This is a genomic window from Duganella flavida, assembly GCF_009857445.1.
Lineage (GTDB): Bacteria > Pseudomonadota > Gammaproteobacteria > Burkholderiales > Burkholderiaceae_D > Rugamonas > Rugamonas flavida.
Genome location: NZ_WWCN01000005.1, coordinates 196,917 through 215,230, shown reverse-complemented (window position 1 = coordinate 215,230; position 18,314 = coordinate 196,917). Strand labels below are relative to the sequence as shown.

20 protein-coding genes are annotated in these 18,314 nt (G+C 60.2%); 9 read left to right on the top strand and 11 right to left on the bottom strand.

Annotated elements, in window-relative coordinates:
- Nucleotides 1–16: 16 nt before the first annotated feature.
- On the bottom strand, nt 17–970 hold the full coding sequence (gene ftrA / locus GTP46_RS09805) for a transcriptional regulator FtrA (RefSeq protein ID WP_161006440.1): 954 nt from the start codon (nt 968–970) through the stop codon (nt 17–19).
- Between the two features lie 98 nt (nt 971–1,068).
- On the opposite strand from ftrA, the gene GTP46_RS09800 reads away from it, so the two are divergent.
- Entirely contained in the window at nt 1,069–1,461 is a 393-nt protein-coding gene (locus tag GTP46_RS09800; RefSeq protein WP_161006439.1) for a rhodanese-like domain-containing protein, read from the top strand.
- On the opposite strand, the gene GTP46_RS09795 is transcribed toward GTP46_RS09800, so the two are convergent.
- Complete coding sequence (locus GTP46_RS09795; RefSeq protein ID WP_161006438.1) at nt 1,458–2,063, bottom strand: glutathione peroxidase; 606 nt, start codon at nt 2,061–2,063, stop codon at nt 1,458–1,460. The two genes, GTP46_RS09800 and GTP46_RS09795, sit on opposite strands and share 4 nt — an antisense overlap.
- Before the next feature lie 88 nt (nt 2,064–2,151).
- On the opposite strand from GTP46_RS09795, the gene GTP46_RS09790 reads away from it, so the two are divergent.
- The gene (locus GTP46_RS09790) at nt 2,152–3,201 is read left to right on the top strand and encodes an extracellular catalytic domain type 2 short-chain-length polyhydroxyalkanoate depolymerase (RefSeq protein WP_229258875.1); all 1,050 of its coding nucleotides are present in this window, start codon (nt 2,152–2,154) and stop codon (nt 3,199–3,201) included.
- Here GTP46_RS09790 and GTP46_RS09785 read toward each other — a convergent pair.
- Genes GTP46_RS09785 through GTP46_RS09775 form a run of 3 tightly spaced genes read right to left on the bottom strand, consistent with a single transcriptional unit; the run spans nt 3,188 to nt 7,164 of the window.
- Complete coding sequence (locus GTP46_RS09785) at nt 3,188–4,030, bottom strand: PPK2 family polyphosphate kinase (RefSeq protein WP_161006437.1); 843 nt, start codon at nt 4,028–4,030, stop codon at nt 3,188–3,190. The two genes, GTP46_RS09790 and GTP46_RS09785, sit on opposite strands and share 14 nt — an antisense overlap.
- Nucleotides 4,031–4,042: 12 nt before the next feature.
- Nucleotides 4,043–5,653, bottom strand: a complete 1,611-nt coding sequence (locus GTP46_RS09780; RefSeq protein ID WP_161006436.1) for an NAD(P)-binding protein — start codon at nt 5,651–5,653, stop codon at nt 4,043–4,045.
- Nucleotides 5,653–7,164, bottom strand: a complete 1,512-nt coding sequence (locus GTP46_RS09775; RefSeq protein ID WP_161006435.1) for a polyamine aminopropyltransferase — start codon at nt 7,162–7,164, stop codon at nt 5,653–5,655. Before GTP46_RS09775 ends, GTP46_RS09780 begins: the two co-directional genes overlap by 1 nt.
- A 61-nt stretch (nt 7,165–7,225) precedes the next feature.
- Between GTP46_RS09775 and GTP46_RS09770 the strand changes: the two genes are divergently transcribed.
- From GTP46_RS09770 to GTP46_RS09745, 6 genes are read left to right on the top strand one after another with little or no spacing between them, the layout of a single operon-like run.
- Nucleotides 7,226–7,612: a DUF350 domain-containing protein gene (locus GTP46_RS09770; protein WP_371869611.1), complete on the top strand. Its 387-nt coding sequence runs from the start codon at nt 7,226–7,228 to the stop codon at nt 7,610–7,612.
- Between the two features lie 12 nt (nt 7,613–7,624).
- On the top strand, nt 7,625–8,647 hold the full coding sequence (locus tag GTP46_RS09765) for an SPFH domain-containing protein (protein ID WP_161006434.1): 1,023 nt from the start codon (nt 7,625–7,627) through the stop codon (nt 8,645–8,647).
- Nucleotides 8,648–8,651: 4 nt separating this feature from the next.
- A complete protein-coding gene (locus GTP46_RS09760) occupies nt 8,652–10,121 on the top strand; it encodes a DUF4178 domain-containing protein (RefSeq protein ID WP_161006433.1) in 1,470 nt (489 codons plus the stop codon).
- Nucleotides 10,118–10,300, top strand: coding sequence for a hypothetical protein (locus tag GTP46_RS09755; RefSeq protein WP_161006432.1), 183 nt, complete (start codon nt 10,118–10,120; stop codon nt 10,298–10,300). Before GTP46_RS09760 ends, GTP46_RS09755 begins: the two co-directional genes overlap by 4 nt.
- Nucleotides 10,297–10,662, top strand: a complete 366-nt coding sequence (gene speD, locus GTP46_RS09750) for an adenosylmethionine decarboxylase (protein ID WP_161006431.1) — start codon at nt 10,297–10,299, stop codon at nt 10,660–10,662. Before GTP46_RS09755 ends, speD begins: the two co-directional genes overlap by 4 nt.
- Nucleotides 10,663–10,671: 9 nt before the next feature.
- Nucleotides 10,672–11,037 (top strand): VOC family protein, encoded by a 366-nt coding sequence (locus tag GTP46_RS09745; RefSeq protein ID WP_161006430.1) that lies wholly within the window; start codon nt 10,672–10,674, stop codon nt 11,035–11,037.
- Here the strand turns inward: GTP46_RS09745 and GTP46_RS09740 are convergent.
- Nucleotides 11,034–11,663, bottom strand: coding sequence for a glutathione S-transferase family protein (locus GTP46_RS09740; protein ID WP_161006429.1), 630 nt, complete (start codon nt 11,661–11,663; stop codon nt 11,034–11,036). The genes GTP46_RS09745 and GTP46_RS09740 overlap by 4 nt on opposite strands.
- 75 nt (nt 11,664–11,738) lie before the next feature.
- Between GTP46_RS09740 and GTP46_RS09735 the strand changes: the two genes are divergently transcribed.
- Nucleotides 11,739–12,557 carry a DUF6597 domain-containing transcriptional factor gene (locus GTP46_RS09735; RefSeq protein WP_308495422.1) on the top strand — a complete coding sequence of 273 codons (819 nt, stop codon included), beginning with the start codon at nt 11,739–11,741 and terminating at the stop codon, nt 12,555–12,557.
- Here the strand turns inward: GTP46_RS09735 and tet are convergent.
- The 5 genes from tet to atpA all read right to left on the bottom strand — a co-directional run bounded on the left by tet (nt 12,554) and on the right by atpA (nt 18,273).
- Nucleotides 12,554–13,741 carry a Tet(A)/Tet(B)/Tet(C) family tetracycline efflux MFS transporter gene (tet, locus tag GTP46_RS09730; protein WP_161006428.1) on the bottom strand — a complete coding sequence of 396 codons (1,188 nt, stop codon included), beginning with the start codon at nt 13,739–13,741 and terminating at the stop codon, nt 12,554–12,556. The genes GTP46_RS09735 and tet overlap by 4 nt on opposite strands.
- A 135-nt stretch (nt 13,742–13,876) precedes the next feature.
- Nucleotides 13,877–14,305 (bottom strand): F0F1 ATP synthase subunit epsilon, encoded by a 429-nt coding sequence (locus GTP46_RS09725; RefSeq protein WP_161006427.1) that lies wholly within the window; start codon nt 14,303–14,305, stop codon nt 13,877–13,879.
- Nucleotides 14,306–14,363: 58 nt separating this feature from the next.
- A complete protein-coding gene (gene atpD, locus GTP46_RS09720) occupies nt 14,364–15,764 on the bottom strand; it encodes a F0F1 ATP synthase subunit beta (protein WP_090188654.1) in 1,401 nt (466 codons plus the stop codon).
- A 30-nt stretch (nt 15,765–15,794) separates the two neighbouring features.
- A complete protein-coding gene (atpG, locus tag GTP46_RS09715; protein WP_161006426.1) occupies nt 15,795–16,670 on the bottom strand; it encodes a F0F1 ATP synthase subunit gamma in 876 nt (291 codons plus the stop codon).
- 61 nt (nt 16,671–16,731) lie between these two features.
- A complete protein-coding gene (gene atpA, locus GTP46_RS09710; protein ID WP_161006425.1) occupies nt 16,732–18,273 on the bottom strand; it encodes a F0F1 ATP synthase subunit alpha in 1,542 nt (513 codons plus the stop codon).
- Between the last annotated feature and the right edge of the window lie 41 nt (nt 18,274–18,314).

Genomic DNA, 18,314 nt, shown 5'->3' with positions numbered 1-18,314 from the left:
CTTGATGGTGAGACGATCAGGTTAGCACGAAGCGTTTGCGGTAAGCGCCCGGTGTCGTCGCGGCAAGACGGCGGAAATGGTGGCGCAGCGATTCCTCGGAGCCGAAACCGGCGCGCTCGGCAATCTGCGTCAGCGGCACATCGGGCTGTTCCAGCATCTCCTTGACGATGGCCACGCGCTCGCGGATCAGCCACTCGATCGGCCCGAAACCGGTGGCCTGCTGGAACTGGCGCTGCAAAGTGCGCGGGCTCATGGCTGCACGCTCGGCCATGGAGGCCACCGTGTGCGGCCGCTCGGGATGGCTGCGCAGCCAGTCCATCAGCTTGGACAACCTGCCCTGCTCGCCCTGCGCCATCGGACGCGGCAGGAATTGCGCCTGCCCGCCCTCGCGATGCGGCGCCACCACCAGCCGCTGCGCCACCATATTGCCGACCTTGGCGCCGTAATCGCGCCGTACCAGGTGCAGCAGCATATCCAGCCCGGCAGCCGAACCGGCAGCGGTGATAACTTGGCCGTTATCCACATACAAATCATCAGACTGGACGTCAATCTGCGGATAACGCCGCGCCAAACGCTCCGCATAGTGCCAGTGGGTGGTGGCGCGCTGTCCATCCAGCACACCGGCCGCCGCCAGCACGAACACACCCGAGCAGATCGAGCACAGGCGCGCGCCGCGCGCGTGGGCGGCGCGTATCCACTCCAGCAATTGCGGCGGCGGCAGTTCGTCCGCATCGCGCCAGCCGGGGATGATGATGGTATCGGCCAGCGCCAGCAATTCCGGTGTGTACGGCGCCTGCACCGTGATGCCGCCCGCCGCCCGGATCGGCCCTTCCTCCACCGCGCAAACGGCAAAGTCGTACCAGTGCACACCCAACTCCGGGCGTTCCAGCGCGAACAGTTCGACCGTGCAGCCGAATTCGAAAGTACACAGCTGATCGTAAGCCAGCGCTACTACGAGATGTTTTTTCATGGCGTAATCTTACCGCAGTATGGCATACGCGCCACTTCTGGCCGCAGCGGCGCAAGGCCACAATGTGCTCATTCGTTCATCACCAAAGGAGAACCGCCATGTCCCTCGTCACCGCCATCCCCGCCGCCGACAGCGCCGCCGCCCTGGCCCATTTCGAAGCCAGTTTCAGCTTTGAGACCGATTGCTGGGACCTGCACGATGCGCTCACCAGCGGCAAGCAGGATTTCGTATTGCTGGATGTGCGCGGCACGGAGAAATACGCGGCCGGCCACGTGCCGGGCGCGCTGGACCTGGCGCACCGCAAGATCATTGGCTCGAAGATCGCCGAATTCCCGGCCGATACGCTGTTCGTGGTGTATTGCGCCGGACCGCACTGCAATGGCGCGGCCCGTGCCGCCGTGCGGCTGGCGCAGCTGGGCCGCCCGGTCAAGGTGATGCCGGGCGGGATTACCGGTTGGCTCGATGAAGGCTTCGAGCTGGTAGGTGCTTAGGAGCCGAGGGCTTTTTCGACAGCGCTGACCAGTTGCTTGTCGTTCGGCGTGGTCTTGCTGCCGAAGTTGGTGACTACGTTGCCTTGGCGATCGATCAGGTATTTATGGAAATTCCACGCCGGGGCTTTGCCGGTAATCTTGATCAGATTGGCAAACAGCGGGTTAGGCTCTTTGCCCGACACCACCGACTTGGCAAACATCGGGAATTTCACACCGTAGGTGTTGTAGCAGAAATCGGCGATTTCCTTGCTCGAGCCCGGCTCCTGCTGGCCGAAGTCATTCGACGGGAAGCCCAGCACCACCAGGCCCTTGCTGCCGTATTTGGCGTACAGGCCTTCCAGCCCCTCGTACTGGTTGGTGAAGCCGCAGTAGCTGGCGGTGTTGACCACCAGAATCACCTTGCCCGAGTACTGGCACAGGTCTTGTGGACTGTCGTCTTGCAAACGCTTGAAGGTTTGCTTGAGGATGGCCGGGCAGCTGCCCGCAGCCGGCGCCGCAGCCGGAGTGGCTGGCGCAGCGGCCGGTGCTTGCGCAAAGGCGGAGGCGCTGGCCAGCACGGTCAGCGAGGAAACGAGGCACAGCTGGGCGATGGATTTGGACATGGTGGTCGGGAGGAAAGAATGAAAGAAAATTCATTCTAGTCCAAATTAGTGCCCCTCGCACGATTGAGCCAGATTAAGCAAAGTCCCCATGACAGAGTTACCTTGGTGGTGGGAGGCGGCCATGCGCGCTTTATGGATGCTGTTGCTCTGGATCAGTGCCGCACAGGCACAGGTAGCGTCATTGCCTGCGATGCGTGCCGGACAGGTCAGCGTATCCGGGCTCTCGTCCGGCGCTTACATGGCGGTGCAGTTCGAAATCGCCTTTTCGCGCACCGTGGTGGGCGCGGGCGTGATCGCCGGCGGCCCGTATTTCTGTTCGCAAGGCAGCGTGCTTACCGCCACCACCAGCTGCAGCTGCACCAACGAGCTGCTCACCTGCCACGTACACGCGGGCGGCACCCATGTGAACGACCTGATCGCCATCACCGACTGGTTCGCCGCCTCGCAAACCATCGATCCCACCAGCGCACTGGCCAACCATCGCGTGTGGATGTTCTCTGGCAGCGCCGATTCCGTGGTGCCGCAGCCGGTGATGAATGACCTGAAAACCTACTACCGCCACTACATCAGCGCCAGCCACATCTCCTACCAGCGCACCATCAACGCCGAACACGCCATGCCCACCGACAGCTACGGCAACAGCTGCCTCACGCTCGGCACGCCCTACATCAACAACTGCAATGTCGACGCCGCCGGCGAGTTGCTGAACTGGATCTACGGCCCGCTATCCGCGCGCAACAGCGGCCCCTTGAATGGCCGCTTCATCGCCTTCGACCAATCGGAATTCATCTCCTTACCCACCTGGCACGGCATGGCGGATTTCGGCTATCTGTACGTGCCGCCGTCCTGTGACAGCACTGGCGGACAAGGCTGCAAGCTGCACGTGGTCTTCCACGGCTGCCTGCAAAATACGGACGCCATCGGCACAGCGTTCGTGCGCCACGCCGGCTACAACGCGTGGGCCGATTTCAACCGCATGATGATTTTGTACCCGCAGGCCAGCGCCACCTTCGCCAACCCCAACGCGTGCTGGGATTGGTTCGCTTACGACGACTCGCGCTACGCGCAAAAATCCGGCCGCCAGATGGCCGCCGTCAAGCGCATGGTTGACCGCCTGACCGGCCTTACTCCACCGTGAACGAAGACAGGTCGGGATGCGGCGGTGGATAACTGAGCTCCATGCCTTCTAAAGTCTCCAGCAACAGGCTGGCGATCACCAGGTTGCGATGTGTCTTGGAGTTGGCCGGCACGATGTACCAGGGCGCATGCGGTGCGTTGGTTTCGCGGATCGCCTTTTCGTAAACGCGCTGGTAGTCATCCCACTTGGCGCGCTGCTTGATGTCTTCCGGATTGAATTTCCACTGCTTGTCCGGATCATCGAGACGCTCCTGCAAGCGCTCGCGCTGTTCTTCCTTCGAGATGTGCAGGAACACTTTCACGATCACCGTGCCAGTTTCCGCCAGCATGCGTTCGAAATCGCGGATCTGCGCGTAGCGGCGCTGGCACTCGTCGTCGTCGATCCAGCCTTGCACGCGGGTGATCAGCACATCCTCGTAATGGCTGCGATTGAAAATGGCGATCTCGCCCAGCATAGGCACATGCTGGTGCACGCGCCACAGATAATCGTGCGCCAGTTCGTTATCGGTCGGCGCCTTGAAAGGTACGGCGCGCAGGCCCATTGGACTAATCCTGTTGAACATGGCGCGCACCGTGCCGTCCTTGCCGGCGGTGTCCATACCCTGCAAGACCAGCAGCACCTTCTGCTTGCGCTGCGCATACAGCTTGTCCTGCAAGGCGGCGATGCGGTCGATCAGCGCGGCGGTGCGCTGCAAATCGAGCGCCTTGCCGCGCGACTTACTGAGTTTGGGATTGGCGGCGCGGCTGGAGAAGGCCGCATCGTCAGCGTCCTTGTCGCGCAGTTTGAGTTTTGGCGTAGCGCGGAAGCGCTGGCGGGCATTATGTGTCATGAGTTCAGCCTATCATTTGGCGGCCAGCTGCGCCGCACGGTAGCCCCACCAAGCGGCTTCCTCGAACACGGAGAAGCCGGACAAATCGGCGTGGGCAAACAAGATCGGTCCATCGACTTCACGCAACGCCTTCATGCCGGCGTTGCTGCGGAAGTTGGGCCACGGGACGGCCATCGCATGGCCGCGCAAAGTGATATCGACACGCTCGACGCACGAAGCAAACTGCGCGCCGTAAGCGGTTTTTAAATCGGCGCTGGCCAGCGCCAGCAACTCTTCCGGCTTGGCGGACGCCATCCAGCCACGGGCGCTGCTGGCCTTGCGGTCGGACAGCGCGACGTAGGCGCTGAACACCGTCTTCTCCGGCGGCTGCACACGAATGTCCTGGTGGGTGGAGACCACAAAGCCCAGTCCCGGTTCGCTGTACACCACGTTATCCCAGCATAGCGGCTGGCTCGGTAACTCTTCCGGGAAGCGCTTGAGCAGAAAGTTCGCCACTATCCACGGCGCGTATTCTGGCGCGTGCTTGGCGGCGTCAAAACCATATTCGCCGATGTTTTCCACCACTCGCGCCGCCACATAGGTCGGCATGGCGCAAATGGCTTTGCGGGCGCGCACCAGATAGCTGCTTGGCTGGCCGTTTTCGAGCTTGAAGCACAGGGCTTCCACGCCATCTGCCGTTTTTTTCAGCGACACCGCAGTGCCGGCCATGCGCTTCACCGCAGCCGCGCGCTCCATACCGGAAGCCAGCGGCTGCAAGCCTCCCGGCCATGTGAGCCACGCGCCGTTGCCAGCGTTGGCAGCTTGCCCCCAGCGGCTGCAGTAGTAATGCAGACCTGCCCATGCCGACACCTTGTCGTAGCGCGTGCCGTAATCGTCGCGGCAGCAGTAGTTCAGATACCAGTGCAGCGTCGGCGACTTGTAGCCGTTTTGATCCATCCACTGCTTGAGCGAGATGCGGTCCAACGCCTGCCACAGCGGATCTTCCGACGACATCATGGTCGGGAACACAAAGATGCGGCGGCCATCCGCACCGCGCGTCTGGCGCAGGCGATTGACTTCATCGAAGAAGCGCTTGTGCTCATCGCGTTCCCACTGCGGCACGCCGTCGGTGGGGATAAAGCCTTCCTGCCAATGGCCGTTGAACAGCAGGCGTTCTTCCGGCGCGTGCAGGATAAAGCGCTCGTCGTAGTAAGGCTTCTCGGCCATCGCATCTTTTTGAATAATGCCGAGGTCCGCGAGGATTTCACGCACGTGCGTCGATTCCGGCGATGGCAGCGGCAAATAATGCGCACCGGTTGGATACTCGTACTCGCCAAACGCGCCGCCGGCCGCGTTACCGTAAGGCTGCGGACCGTCAATCATCAGCACATCCGTTTTGCCGAGTTTTTTCAGCTTCCACGCAGCGGTGAGGCCGGACACGCCCGAGCCGAGGATAACGACATCGGTGTGGATAACTTGCGATGGCGGCGGCAGCGCGCGACGGTCGCGCAGGAAGTGGCCTTCGTCGCGGCCGACGTAATGCAGCGTCGGCGTGATCTCCTGCCAGCGCTGGAACGCCAGGCCGCTGCCGGCCGCAGTCAGCCCGGTAGCGCCAGCCCAGACGAGAAAGGATCGGCGCAGCATCAGCGTATCACCCGACGCCAGTCCTGCTCGAATTCATGCACGAGCGACTGCGTGTTGAGGCGATTCGGCTCCATCGCCATCGGCTTCATATCGGGCGGGAAGATGAACATCTCGCGCGTGGTGTCGGCGTTCAGGTAGCGCATCGGCAGGCGGTAGCTGGTGGGCGGCGTGTACTGTGCTTGCGGCGTCGCCAGGATAAAGCCCCATTCGCCGAACGATGGCACGTAAGCGTGATACGGATACGTCTTCAAGCCCACTTCGCGCAACGTGGCGTCGATAGTCCAGTAAGCATGCGGCGCAAAGAATGGTGACGTCGACTGCACCACCATCAAACCATTCGCCGACAAGTGCTTACGCACCATGCCGTAAAACGGCACCGAATACAGTTTGCCGAGCGCGAAGCTGGACGGATCGGGGAAATCCACAATCACCGCATCGAACATATCGTCGTTATGCTGCAGCCAGATCGCCGCATCGGCGTTCACCACCTGCACGCGCTTGTCGCTGAAGGAGCCATGATTGAGCTTCACCAGTTCTTCGCGATGCGTGAAGGCGCCGGTCATGGCGGGATCGAGATCCACCAGCGTCACATGTTCGATATTTGGATAGCGCAGGATCTCGCGCAGCGCCAGACCATCGCCGCCGCCCAGCACCAGCACCCGCTTCGCCCAAGGCAAAGGCTGCAGCACCGGATGCACCAGCGCCTCGTGATAGCGGTACTCGTCGCGCGAGGAGAATTGCAGGTTGCCGTTGATGTAGAGGCGCGTATCGTCCTTCCACTTGGTGATGACCAGGCGCTGATACGGAGTGGTAGTCGCAAACACAATCTCGTCGCCGAACAAACCGTGCTCGCCCCAGTAAGTCAGCTTGTCGGCAAAGGCAAAACCGAACACCAAAGCGCACAGCACCGCACAAGCACGCAGCATGCGTCCCGTGACATTTTTCAGCTCTGTGGAAAACGCCTTGATTGTCCACAGGGCCACGCCGACATTCAGCATCCCGAATAAAAATCCAGTGCGCACCAGGCCAAGATACGGCGCCAGCACCAGCGGGAATAGCAGCGACACCGCCAGCGCGCCGAGATAATCAAACGTCAGCACCTTGCTGACCAATTCATTGAATTCCGTCTGCCGCGCATTCAGCGCACGCATCACCAACGGCACCTCCATACCGACAAACACGCCGATCAAAAACACCATCGTGTAAAGCAGCGTGCGAAACGGCGCCGACATCCACGAGAAAGTCAGGAACAGCACCGCCGCCGACAGGCCACCCACCAAGCCCACGGCCAGCTCGATATCGACAAAGCGCGACAGCACATCCTCATCGCGCACATACTTTGAGAAATGCGCGCCCACGCCCATCGCAAACAGGTAGCATCCGATAATGGTGGAGAACTGCAGCACGGAGTCGCCCAGCAGGTAGCTGGACAGCGCGCCGGCAATCAACTCATACGCCAGCCCGCAGGAGGCCACCACGAAGACAGACAGGATCAGAATCTTTTTGGTCATTTAGCTCGTTTGCTTTATTATCAACGAATTGTCAATTCGCCACTTTACCTGAAGGTGCGCCGTGCCTGCCATCCTAAACTATCTGGTTCACCTGTTGCTGGCGGCTTTGCTGCTGGCGGTGTTCTTCAAGGCTTACACGTGGATGACGCCCTTCGACGAGGTGCTGCTGATCCGCCAAGGCAACCAGGCAGCGGCGCTATCGCTGGGCGGAGCGCTGATAGGTTTTTCCTTCACCATCGGTTCGGCGCTGATTCATACTGCTGATTACCGTGAATTTTTCGCCTGGGCCTTCGGTGCGATGGTGGTGCAGATGCTGGCCTATGCCATCACCACCCGCGTGCTGAATATGTCGAAGGACCAGATCGAGGCCAATAACACTGCGTTTGGCGGCCTGCTGTCCGCCATCTCTATTTCCATCGGCGTTATCAACGGCGCCTGCATTTCGTAAGCGAGGACCATCATGGGTATCGGCAGCTTTATCAAGAAGCAGTTTATCGATGTACTGCAATGGAACGAGGACACCGACGGCGTGCTGGCATGGCGCTATCCGATGGCCGACCAGGAGATCCAGAACGGCGGCCAGCTGGTGGTGCGCGAATCGCAGGTAGCGGTGTTCGTCAATGAAGGCCAGGTAGCCGACGTGTTCGGCCCCGGCACCCACACGCTGACCACGCAAACCCTGCCGCTGCTGACCAACCTGAAAAACTGGGACAAGCTGTTTGCATCGCCGTTCAAATCGGACGTCTATTTTTTCAGCACCCGCGTGCAGACCGGCCGCAAATGGGGCACGGCGCAGCCGATCACCATCCGCGATAAAGATTTCGACATGGTGCGCGTGCGCGCCTTCGGCATGTACTCGTACCGCGTGATCAATGCGCGCGCCTTCTTCTCGGAGATCAGCGGCACGCGCGAGGTCTATACCCGCGATGAGGTAGAAGACCAGCTGCGTGGCATCCTGCTGGCGACCATGGCCAGTTCGATCGGTGCCTCACAACTGCCTTTCCTCGATATGGCGGCCAATCAGGCTTTGATGGCGCAGCAGGTCAAGGGCGACCTGACGGCGGCATTTGCACGCTACGGCATCGGGCTGGATGAATTCAATGTGGCCAGCGTCAGCTTGCCGGAAGAACTGCAGGCGGCGCTGGACGAGCGCATCTCGGCCAGCATGAAAGGCGGCTTGAGCGCCGACAAAATGGCAGGCTTCACCAAGTATCAGGTAGCAAGCGCGATTCCGCTGGCAGCGCAGAATGAAGGCGGTTTGGCCGGCATCGGTGCGGGGCTCGGCGCCGGCTTGACGGTGGGCCAGGCGATTGGCCAGAGCATGGGTGCGGCGCTGGCACCTGCGCCGGCTGCTGCTGCACCGGCCGAAGATTCAGTCGAAGCGCGTCTGGAAAAACTCAAAGGCCTGCTCGATAAAGGCCTGATCTCGGCCGCCGACTACGACAGCGCCAAGGCCGAACTGCTGAAAAAACTGATCGGCTAAGCGCGTGCAAATCGTTTCCTGCCCTAGCTGCGGCGCGGAGGTCAAATTCCGCTCGCATGCCTCGGTCATGGCGGTCTGCGAGTATTGCAGCACGCGAGTGCTCAAGGATGCGGACGCGGTCAAGGACCTGGGCAAGATGTCGTCCGTGCTGGAAGACTATTCGCCGATCCAGATCGGCACCGCCGGCGTGCTTGGCGGGCGGCCGTTCACAGTGGTGGGCCGCATCCAGCTGCGCTATTCGGCCGGCATGTGGAACGAGTGGTATTTGTTTTTCGACGACGGTAAAACTTCGTGGCTGGGCGATTCGTCCGGCATGTACACCATCACGGCGGAGTATCAGGGCGATGCGCAGCTACCGTCGTTCGAACAGCTGCAACCGGGGCAGAACTATCCAATCAACGGCGCGCCTTATGTGGCGGCCGAAATCCGCGTCGCCGATTGTATCGGTGGACAAGGCGAGCTGCCGTTCAAGGTCGGCGATGGCTATCAGGCGCGCGTGGCGGATTTCCGGCGCGGTGTGGAATTCATCACGCTCGATTATTCAGACTCGCCACGGCCCGTCATCTACACCGGCATCGCCGTCACGCTGGACAGCCTGCAATGCCAGCTGCTGCGCGACGACGACACCATCCAACGCGCAGCCGGGCGTTATCGCGGCAAGCTCGATGCACTCGATTGTCCATCCTGCGGTAGCCCGATCAAATACCTGCCCGGCGTAACAGCCAATCTCGTATGCCCAGCGTGCGCCACACAGATCGATGCGGCCAGCCCGGAAGCGCAAGTCGTCGCTGCGGGCGAACGCGTGGCCACCGTACCACTGACGCTCGAACTAGGCGCGACCGCCAAAATCAACAACCAGGAATTCACCATCATCGGCATGATGCGTCGCGCCGACGATGAAGGCACGCAGTGGAACGAGTACCTGATGTACGGCCCGCGCTCCGGCTTCTCCTGGCTGGTGGAGACGAACGACGGCTGGTCCGGCGCCAACGTGCTGGCGTCGTGGCCGATGTCGTACGCGCCAGGCGCGCCGAATGTGGTTGTGGATAAGGTCCAATTTTCGCAGTTATACACATACCAGGCGCGCGTGACCTACGCAGTCGGCGCCTTCAATTGGCGCGTCGCGGTGGGCGACAGCACGGTGGTGAGCGAATTCGAAGCCGGCCAATTACGGCTGGCCTCCGAGACCACGCCGCAGGAGATGACGTGGTCGCGCTCCGCGCCAGTATCGGCCGACCAGCTGAAGGCGTGGTTCGGCGATGCATTCAAAGGCCGCATGAAAGCGCCGTCGAAATCGCAGCCGTTCGCCAACAACCGCTATCGCAAAACCGCCAAGTACATCATCTGGATGATGCTGGCGCTGAACGCGATCCCGCTGCTGGCGAATTTTTCCGGCACCTGGTTCCTGAGCGCGATCGGTGCGCTGGCCATCTACTTGCCGGCGATCTTCTTGGATAACAACGATCAGGCATGAGTAAATTTTTCATCTACGCGATCATCGTCACGCTCCTGACGTCGGGCAGCAGCTGGCTGCGCATGGCCGGCGGCGGCGGTTCGGGAGGCAGTGCCTATCGCGGCAGCACGTGGAGTTCCAACACCGGCGGTGGTGGCGGCAGCTGGGGCGGCGGTTCAGGCGGTGGAGGCCACAAATGATTCACGCACCGATACACGCACCATCGGGCACCCACGTGCTGGCCGACCTGAGTGGCATCGCTGCTGAAAAATTGAGCGATTGCGCGACGCTGGAACTGCTGCTGCGCGACGCCGCGCGGGCTGCTGACGCCCGCGTGCTGTTCAGCCACTTCCACGCTTTCGGCGAAGGACTAGGCGTGACCGGCGTGGTGCTGCTGGCCGAATCGCACATCACCATCCACACCTGGCCGGAATGCGGCTTCGCCGCCGCCGACATCTTCATGTGCGGCAGCGCGCAGCCGGAGTTAGCGCTTGCTCTCATCAAACAGGCCTTGCAGCCTGAAGCCACACACATCCACACCGCACGGCGCGGGCCGCCATAAGGAGCCATTATGGGATTGTCGACACTCGGGCAGATCGCCCTCCCCGTCACCAGCACCGACCGCGCCGAACAGTTTTACGGCGAGGCGCTGGGTTTGCCCAAGCTGTTCCGGTACGGCGACCTGGTGTTCTTCAACTGCGGCGGCGTGCGACTGATGCTGGAAGGCGGTAAGGACAAGATCGAGGCCGGGACCGGTGTGTGCCACTACTTCAAGGTCGAGCAGATCGAGACCGTGGCCGCCGACCTGCAAGCCAAAGGCGTGGCATTTGAAAGTGAGCCGCACCTGATCGCCAAGATGCCCGACCACGAATTGTGGATGGGCTTCTTCCGCGATCCGGACGGTCACTTACTGGCGGTGATGGAAGAGAAGCGCTAAGCCGCCGCCTGCTCGGCAGCCAGCGCCGCATCTTTTTCGCGCGCGGCGATGGCGGCTGGCCGGCTCTGCACGCGTTCCAGGTACTGCTCGATCACGGGCAGTTTCGGCAGCAGGCCGAATAGCGTCATCCAGCCAAACGCCGTGCTCCACAACACATCCAGCGCGGTGAACTGCTCGCCCAGCAGGTACGGGCCCTTGGACAACTGCTCGATCAACGTGTTGAACATGGTGTCATAGTCGCCGTAGTGGCAGGCGGTTTTGTCGATCGGCTTGTTCTTCATCCACTGGTCCAACATGGCTGGCTCGAAACAGCTGCCGTAGAACGCCATCCAGCGCAGGTAGGGGCCGCGCTGTGGATCGCCCAGCGGCGGCGCCAGTTTCGCGTTCGGGAACAAGTCGGCGAGATAGAGGTAGATGGCCACTTGCTCGGTGACCACTGCATCGCCGTGGCGAATGGCGGGCACCTTGCCCATCGGGTTGACGGCGAGGTAATCCGCAGCGCGGTTCTCGCCTTTTTTCATGTTCATTACATGCAGCTCGTAAGGAGCGTGCAGTTCTTCCAGCAAGGTCAGCACGCCGGTGGAGCGGGAGTGCGGGCAGTGGTACAAGGTCAGTTGCGGCGCCATGAATTTCTCCTGGAGATGGGTGAAAAACGCACGATAACTCTTGCTAAGATGACGGTCTTGTAAAAACGCGAACGCATGATGACAACGCTTCAAAGTGTACCTCGTCCGACCCGCGGTGTGGTCAATCCAATGGCTGGGGAAAAGGTCTTCCGGCTGGAGCGCTACCTGCCTGCTGAGGATCTGGCGCCGTTCGTTGAACACTTCTGGCTGGTGGCGTGGTCGTTGCCGGACGGCGTGACACACGTACAGCGCACCCTGCCCCGGCATGCCATCCATGTGGTCTTCGATGAGGGCCGCACCGCCGTGTTCGGCGTGATGACGGGCGGCTTTGAATACACGCTGCGCGGCACCGGCCGCGTGCTGGGCGCCAGCTTCCGTCCGGGCGCGTTTCGCGGTTTCCTGAAGGCCGAGGTGCAATCGATCACCGACCGCGAGCTACAACTATCGGCCGTGTTTGAATGCGATGACGCGGCCGCCGAACGCAGCGTGCTGGATGCGCCGGACGACGCCGGCATGGTCGCCGCCGCCAGCGCCGTCCTGCGCACCGCCCTACCCGCAGTCGATCCCGAAACCGCGCGCATCGCGTCGATACTGGAAGCGATCCAGCACCATCGCGAAATTACGCAGGTACAGGAGCTGGCCGAGCATGTGGACCTCAGCGTGCGCCGCCTGCAGCTGCTATTCAAGGACTACATCGGCGCCAGTCCCAAGTGGGTGATCCGCCGCAACCGCCTACTGGACGCTGCCGATCTGCTGGCCAAAGGCAGCCCGATCGACCTCGCCGCGCTGGCCCAACAACTCGGCTACTACGACCAGGCCCACTTCACCACCGACTTTGAAAAACTCATCGGCAAGCCACCGGCCGACTACCGCCGCAGTTGCAAAGAGAGTTAAACGCTCACAGCCGGTGTAGGTTTTCCTATCAACACCGGCAGGCACAGCAGATACAGGCTGGCGCCGATCAGCCAGACCAGGCCGGGGAAGCTGCCACGCGAAGCGAAGTAGATGGTGCTGATGCCCACCGGTCCAATCACCGATGCCAGGCTAGCCGTGCTGGCCAGTACGCCTTGCAGTTTGCCTTGCTGATCCGAGCCAACGCGGCCGGATACCAGCGATTGCAAGGCGGGTGCACCGATGCCACCCAGGCAGAACAGCGGCATCAAAGCGAACGCCACCCAGCCGTGCGTGGTCAACGCCAGGATCACATACGCCGTACCATCAGAAACAATACCGATGAGCAGTGCAGCGCGCTCGCCCCAGCGTTCGGCAATTGGCCCGGCGACAAAGGCCTGCGCCAGCGCGTGGAAGGCGCCGAAGCCAGCCAGCGACAGGCCGATGGTCAACGCATCCCAGGCGAACTTGTCTTCCCCGTACAGCACCCAGATCGTGCCGCCGATTTCGCCCACCAACACCAGCACCACGTAGGCGCCAATCAGCGGCAGCAGCGCCTTGAAACTGGCGGCCCAGCGCAGGTTTGCCAAGGGATTGAAGCTGATACGCTCAGCCGGCGCGGCATCATCCTTGCGAGTGTGCGATTCCTTCACAAGCCATAAGGTCAGCAGTAGATTGAGCGCATTCATGGCGGCGGCCGCCAGGAACGGCGCCCTTACACAATACGCGCCTAACAGACCGCCAAGCACTGGGCCGATAATGAAACCGATACCGAAGCAGGCACCCAGCTGGCCATAGCGGCGCGAGCGCTGGTCTTCGGGCGTCACGTCCGCAATGTAGGCCGAGGTAACCGCCATGCTGGCGCCGGTAATGCCTGCAATCGCGCGGCCAACAAACAGTAGCGACAACGAGGGCGCGATCGCCATGAAAATATAATCGACCACCGCGCCCGCCAAGGACAGCAGCAAAATCGGACGGCGGCCATAGCGGTCACTGAGCATGCCGAGCATCGGTGAGAAAATAAACTGCATCAGCGCATACAAGCCGGTGAACGCACCAAAGCGCCAACCCAGCTCTGCGGTATGGCCAACGTCGCGCATCAACTGCGGAATAATCGGCATGGTCAGCCCAATGCCAATCGCACTCAGCACGACGGTGGAAAAAATAGTCAGCAGCGCACGGTTCATCTTGTTATTTTTTGATTAAACAGACGCCGATTATAGGCCCGCCCTTTTTCTCCAGCTGTGGCCGCTGTCACAAAGTCCAGACGTAAAAAAAGGCAGCCGAGGCTGCCTTTTTTGGGGTGTTGCTTGTAGCGTTGCTTAGTGCTTGGCGACCGAACGCAGTTTGGCGATCGCTGCCAGCTGGCCGATGGCGGCTGCCAGTTCGGCTTGCGCTTTCGCGTAGTCGATGCCGGAGCTGTTGTTGGCCAGCGCTTCTTCAGCACGTTTCTTGGCGGCCGTTGCTTTGGCTTCGTCCAGATCCTTGCCGCGAATTGCGGTATCTGCCAGCACCGTCACTGCGCCTGGTTGCACTTCCAGCAGACCACCTGCGACGAAGACGAACTCTTCTTCAGCTTGGCCTGGAACCTGGATGCGCACCGCGCCCGGACGAATGCGGGTAATCAGCGGCGTGTGCTTCGGGTAGATACCCAGCTCGCCCTGCTCACCCGGCAACGCGACGAATTCAGCTTCGCCAGAGTAGATCAACTCCTCTGCCGAAACCACGTCAACGTGAATAGTGTTTGCCATGTGTGTCCTATCGGGTAGAACGGTCCCACCTCACGATGGGACCGGACAACTCAACTGATTAGTTGAGTTTCTTGGCTTTTTCGATGGCTTCTTCGATCGTGCCAACCATGTAGAACGCTTGCTCTGGCAGGTGATCCAGTTCGCCCGAGGCGATCATCTTGAAGCCCTTGATGGTGTCTTTCAGGGACACGTATTTACCAGGCGCGCCGGTGAACACTTCAGCAACGTGGAATGGCTGCGACAGGAAACGCTGCATCTTACGTGCGCGTGCTACCAGCAGTTTGTCTTCCGGTGCCAGTTCGTCCATACCCAGAATCGCGATGATGTCACGCAGTTCTTTGTAGCGCTGCAGGGTGCCCTGAACAGCACGAGCGGTGTCGTAGTGTTCTTGACCAACCACCAGTGGATCCAGCTGACGCGAGGTCGAATCCAGTGGGTCCACTGCAGGGTAGATACCCAGCGAGGCGATGTCACGCGACAGAACCACGGTCGAATCCAAGTGACCGAAGGTGGTCGCTGGCGACGGGTCGGTCAAGTCATCCGCTGGAACGTACACGGCCTGGATCGAGGTGATCGAACCGGTTTTGGTCGAGGTAATACGCTCTTGCAGACGGCCCATTTCTTCGGCCAGGGTAGGCTGGTAACCCACTGCGGAAGGCATACGGCCCAGCAGTGCGGATACTTCGGTACCGGCCAGGGTGAAGCGGTAGATGTTGTCGACGAAGAACAGAACGTCTTTGCCTTCATCACGGAATGCTTCAGCCATGGTCAGACCGGTCAGCGCAACGCGCAGACGGTTACCTGGTGGTTCATTCATCTGACCGTAGACCATCGCTACTTTCGAGTTCTCTGGGTTTTCCAGATCAACGACTTTAGCGTCAGCCATTTCGTGGTAGAAGTCGTTACCTTCACGGGTACGCTCACCAACACCAGCAAACACGGACAGACCCGAGTGTGCTTTAGCGATGTTGTTGATCAGTTCCATCATGTTCACGGTCTTGCCGACACCTGCACCGCCGAACAGACCGACTTTACCGCCTTTAGCGAACGGGCACACCAGGTCAATCACCTTGATGCCGGTTTCCAGCAGGTCCTGCGATGGCGACAGTTCGTCGTAAGCAGGAGGAGCGCGGTGGATCGAAGCGATCTGGTCGTGAGCGACCGGGCCGCATTCGTCGATTGGGTTACCCAGCACGTCCATAATACGACCCAGGGTCGCTTTGCCCACTGGCACCATGATTGGTTTGCCGGTGTTCTGGATTTGCATGCCGCGACGCAGACCGTCGGACGAGCCCAGAGCAATGGTACGGACGATGCCGTCACCCAGTTGTTGTTGCACTTCCAGCGTCAGCTCGGAGCCTTCCATCTTCAAGGCATCAAATACCTTGGGCATCGCGTTGCGTGGAAACTCAACGTCAACCACCGCGCCGATACACTGAACGATTTTGCCATCAGCCATGTTCGTTCCTTCAAATATAGTTAAATTCGTTTAAACCGCTGCCGCACCGGCGACGATTTCGGAGAGTTCTTTGGTAATCGCAGCTTGGCGGGTTTTGTTGTAGATCAGCTTCAGTTCGCCGATCACACTACCTGCGTTGTCGCTTGCCGCCTTCATCGCCACCATACGCGCCGATTGCTCGGACGCCAGGTTTTCCGCTACCGACTGGTACACCAGCGCTTCAACATAGCGCTCCAGCAGTTCATCGATCACGGTCGCTGCGTCTGGCTCGTAGATGTAATCCCAGTTGTGATTACCTTCATCGGCCTGCTTCTTCGCAGGTGGCAGTGGCAGCAGTTGTTCAACTACTGGCTCCTGCTTCATCGTGTTGATGAACTTGGTGTAGCACAGGTAAACCGCGTCCACTTCGCCATTCTGGAACTTTTCCAGCATGACTTTGACCGGACCGATCAGTTTTTCCAGGTGCGGGGTGTCGCCGATTTGGGTCACTTGCGCAACCACCGGGACACCGGTGCGGTTCAGGAAGCCCAAACCTTTATTACCAATCGCAACGGCAGCAATCTTGTTGCCGGCTGCTTCCAGCTCGCGCGATTTGTTCGTCACCAGACGCAGCACGTTGGTATTCATGCCGCCGCACAGACCTTTATCGGTCGTCACAACGATGAAACCAATTGCTTTGGCCGTTTCCTTGGCTTCATCCGCCAGGAACGGGTGCGTGTACTCTGGGTTTGCGTTAGCCAGATTAGCAGCGATGTTGCGAATCTTCTCACTGTAGGGACGGGCGGCGCGCATGCGATCCTGCGCTTTGCGCATTTTCGATGCGGCGACCATTTCCATCGCCTTGGTGATCTTCTTCGTATTTTCTACGCTTTTGATCTTGCCACGTATCTCTTTGCCTACTGCCATGAGTCCTTACTCCTTCTGCGCTGAAGGCGCTCCAGGTTGAAAACCGGAGCGCCAAGCTAACTTAAAATGCGCCGGATTTCTTGAAGTCGGCGATGGCAGCGGACAGGGCGGCTTCGCCGTCTTTGTCCAGTTGCTTCGACGATTCAATCTTCGACAGCAGGTCAGCTTGTTTGGTCTTCAGGTACGCATGCAGGCCGGCTTCGAACGACAGTACTTTCTTGACTTCGACGTCGTCCAGGTAGCCCTTGTTCACTGCGAACAGCGAAGCGGCCATCAGGGAGATCGACAAAGGCGAGTACTGCTTCTGTTTCAACAGTTCGGTCACGCGAGCACCGCGGTCCAGCTGCTTACGGGTCGATTCGTCCAGGTCCGAAGCGAACTGCGCGAACGCAGCCAGTTCACGGTACTGTGCCAAGTCGGTACGGATACCGCCCGACAGGTTTTTGATGACCTTGGTCTGAGCAGCACCACCCACGCGCGATACCGAGATACCGGCGTTAATCGCAGGACGGATACCAGCGTTGAACAGCGAGGTTTCCAGGAAGATCTGGCCGTCGGTAATCGAAATCACGTTGGTTGGCACGAAGGCCGACACGTCACCCGCTTGGGTTTCGATAATTGGCAGCGCGGTCAGGGAACCGGTTTTACCTTTAACTTCACCTTTGGTGAAGGCTTCCACGTAGTCAGCGTTCACGCGAGCTGCGCGTTCCAGCAGACGGCTGTGCAGGTAGAACACGTCACCTGGGTAAGCTTCGCGGCCTGGTGGGCGGCGCAGCAGCAGGGAAATCTGACGGTAAGCAACGGCTTGTTTCGACAAGTCATCGTAGACGATCAGCGCATCTTCACCGCGGTCGCGGAAGTATTCGCCCATGGTGCAACCCGAGTAGGCCGAAATGTACTGCATAGCAGCCGATTCCGAAGCCGACGCGGCGACAACGATGGTGTACTCCAGCGCGCCGTGCTCTTCCAGCGAGCGCACGATGTTCTTGATGGTCGAAGCTTTTTGGCCGATTGCAACGTAGATGCAAGTCATGCCCTGGCCTTTTTGGTTGATGATCGCATCAACCGCAACAGCCGATTTACCGGTTTGACGGTCGCCAATGATCAGCTCACGCTGGCCACGGCCAATTGGTACCATCGCGTCGATCGATTTCAGACCGGTCTGCATCGGCTGCGAGACGGACTCACGGGCGATAACGCCTGGAGCGATCTTTTCGATAGGCGAAGTCAGCGTGGTCGCGATCGCGCCCTTGCCGTCAATTGGTTGACCCAGAGCGTTGACCACACGGCCACGCAGTTCTGGACCAACTGGCACTTCCAGAATACGACCGGTGGTTTTGACCGTGTCGCCTTCCGAGATGTGCTCGTAAGCACCCAGAATCACGGAACCGACCGAGTCGCGCTCCAGATTCATGGCCAGGCCGAAGGTGTTGCCTGGGAATTCCAGCATCTCGCCTTGCATCACGTCCGACAGGCCGTGAATGCGGACGATACCGTCGGCGACGGAAATAACCGTGCCTTGGTTACGTACTTCAGCGCCACCATCAAGGCCTTCGATACGGCTCTTGATCAGCTCGCTGATTTCAGATGGGTTGAGTTGCATACTAACTCCTAAAAGTGTTTCTCTCAGCTTGCGCGAGATGA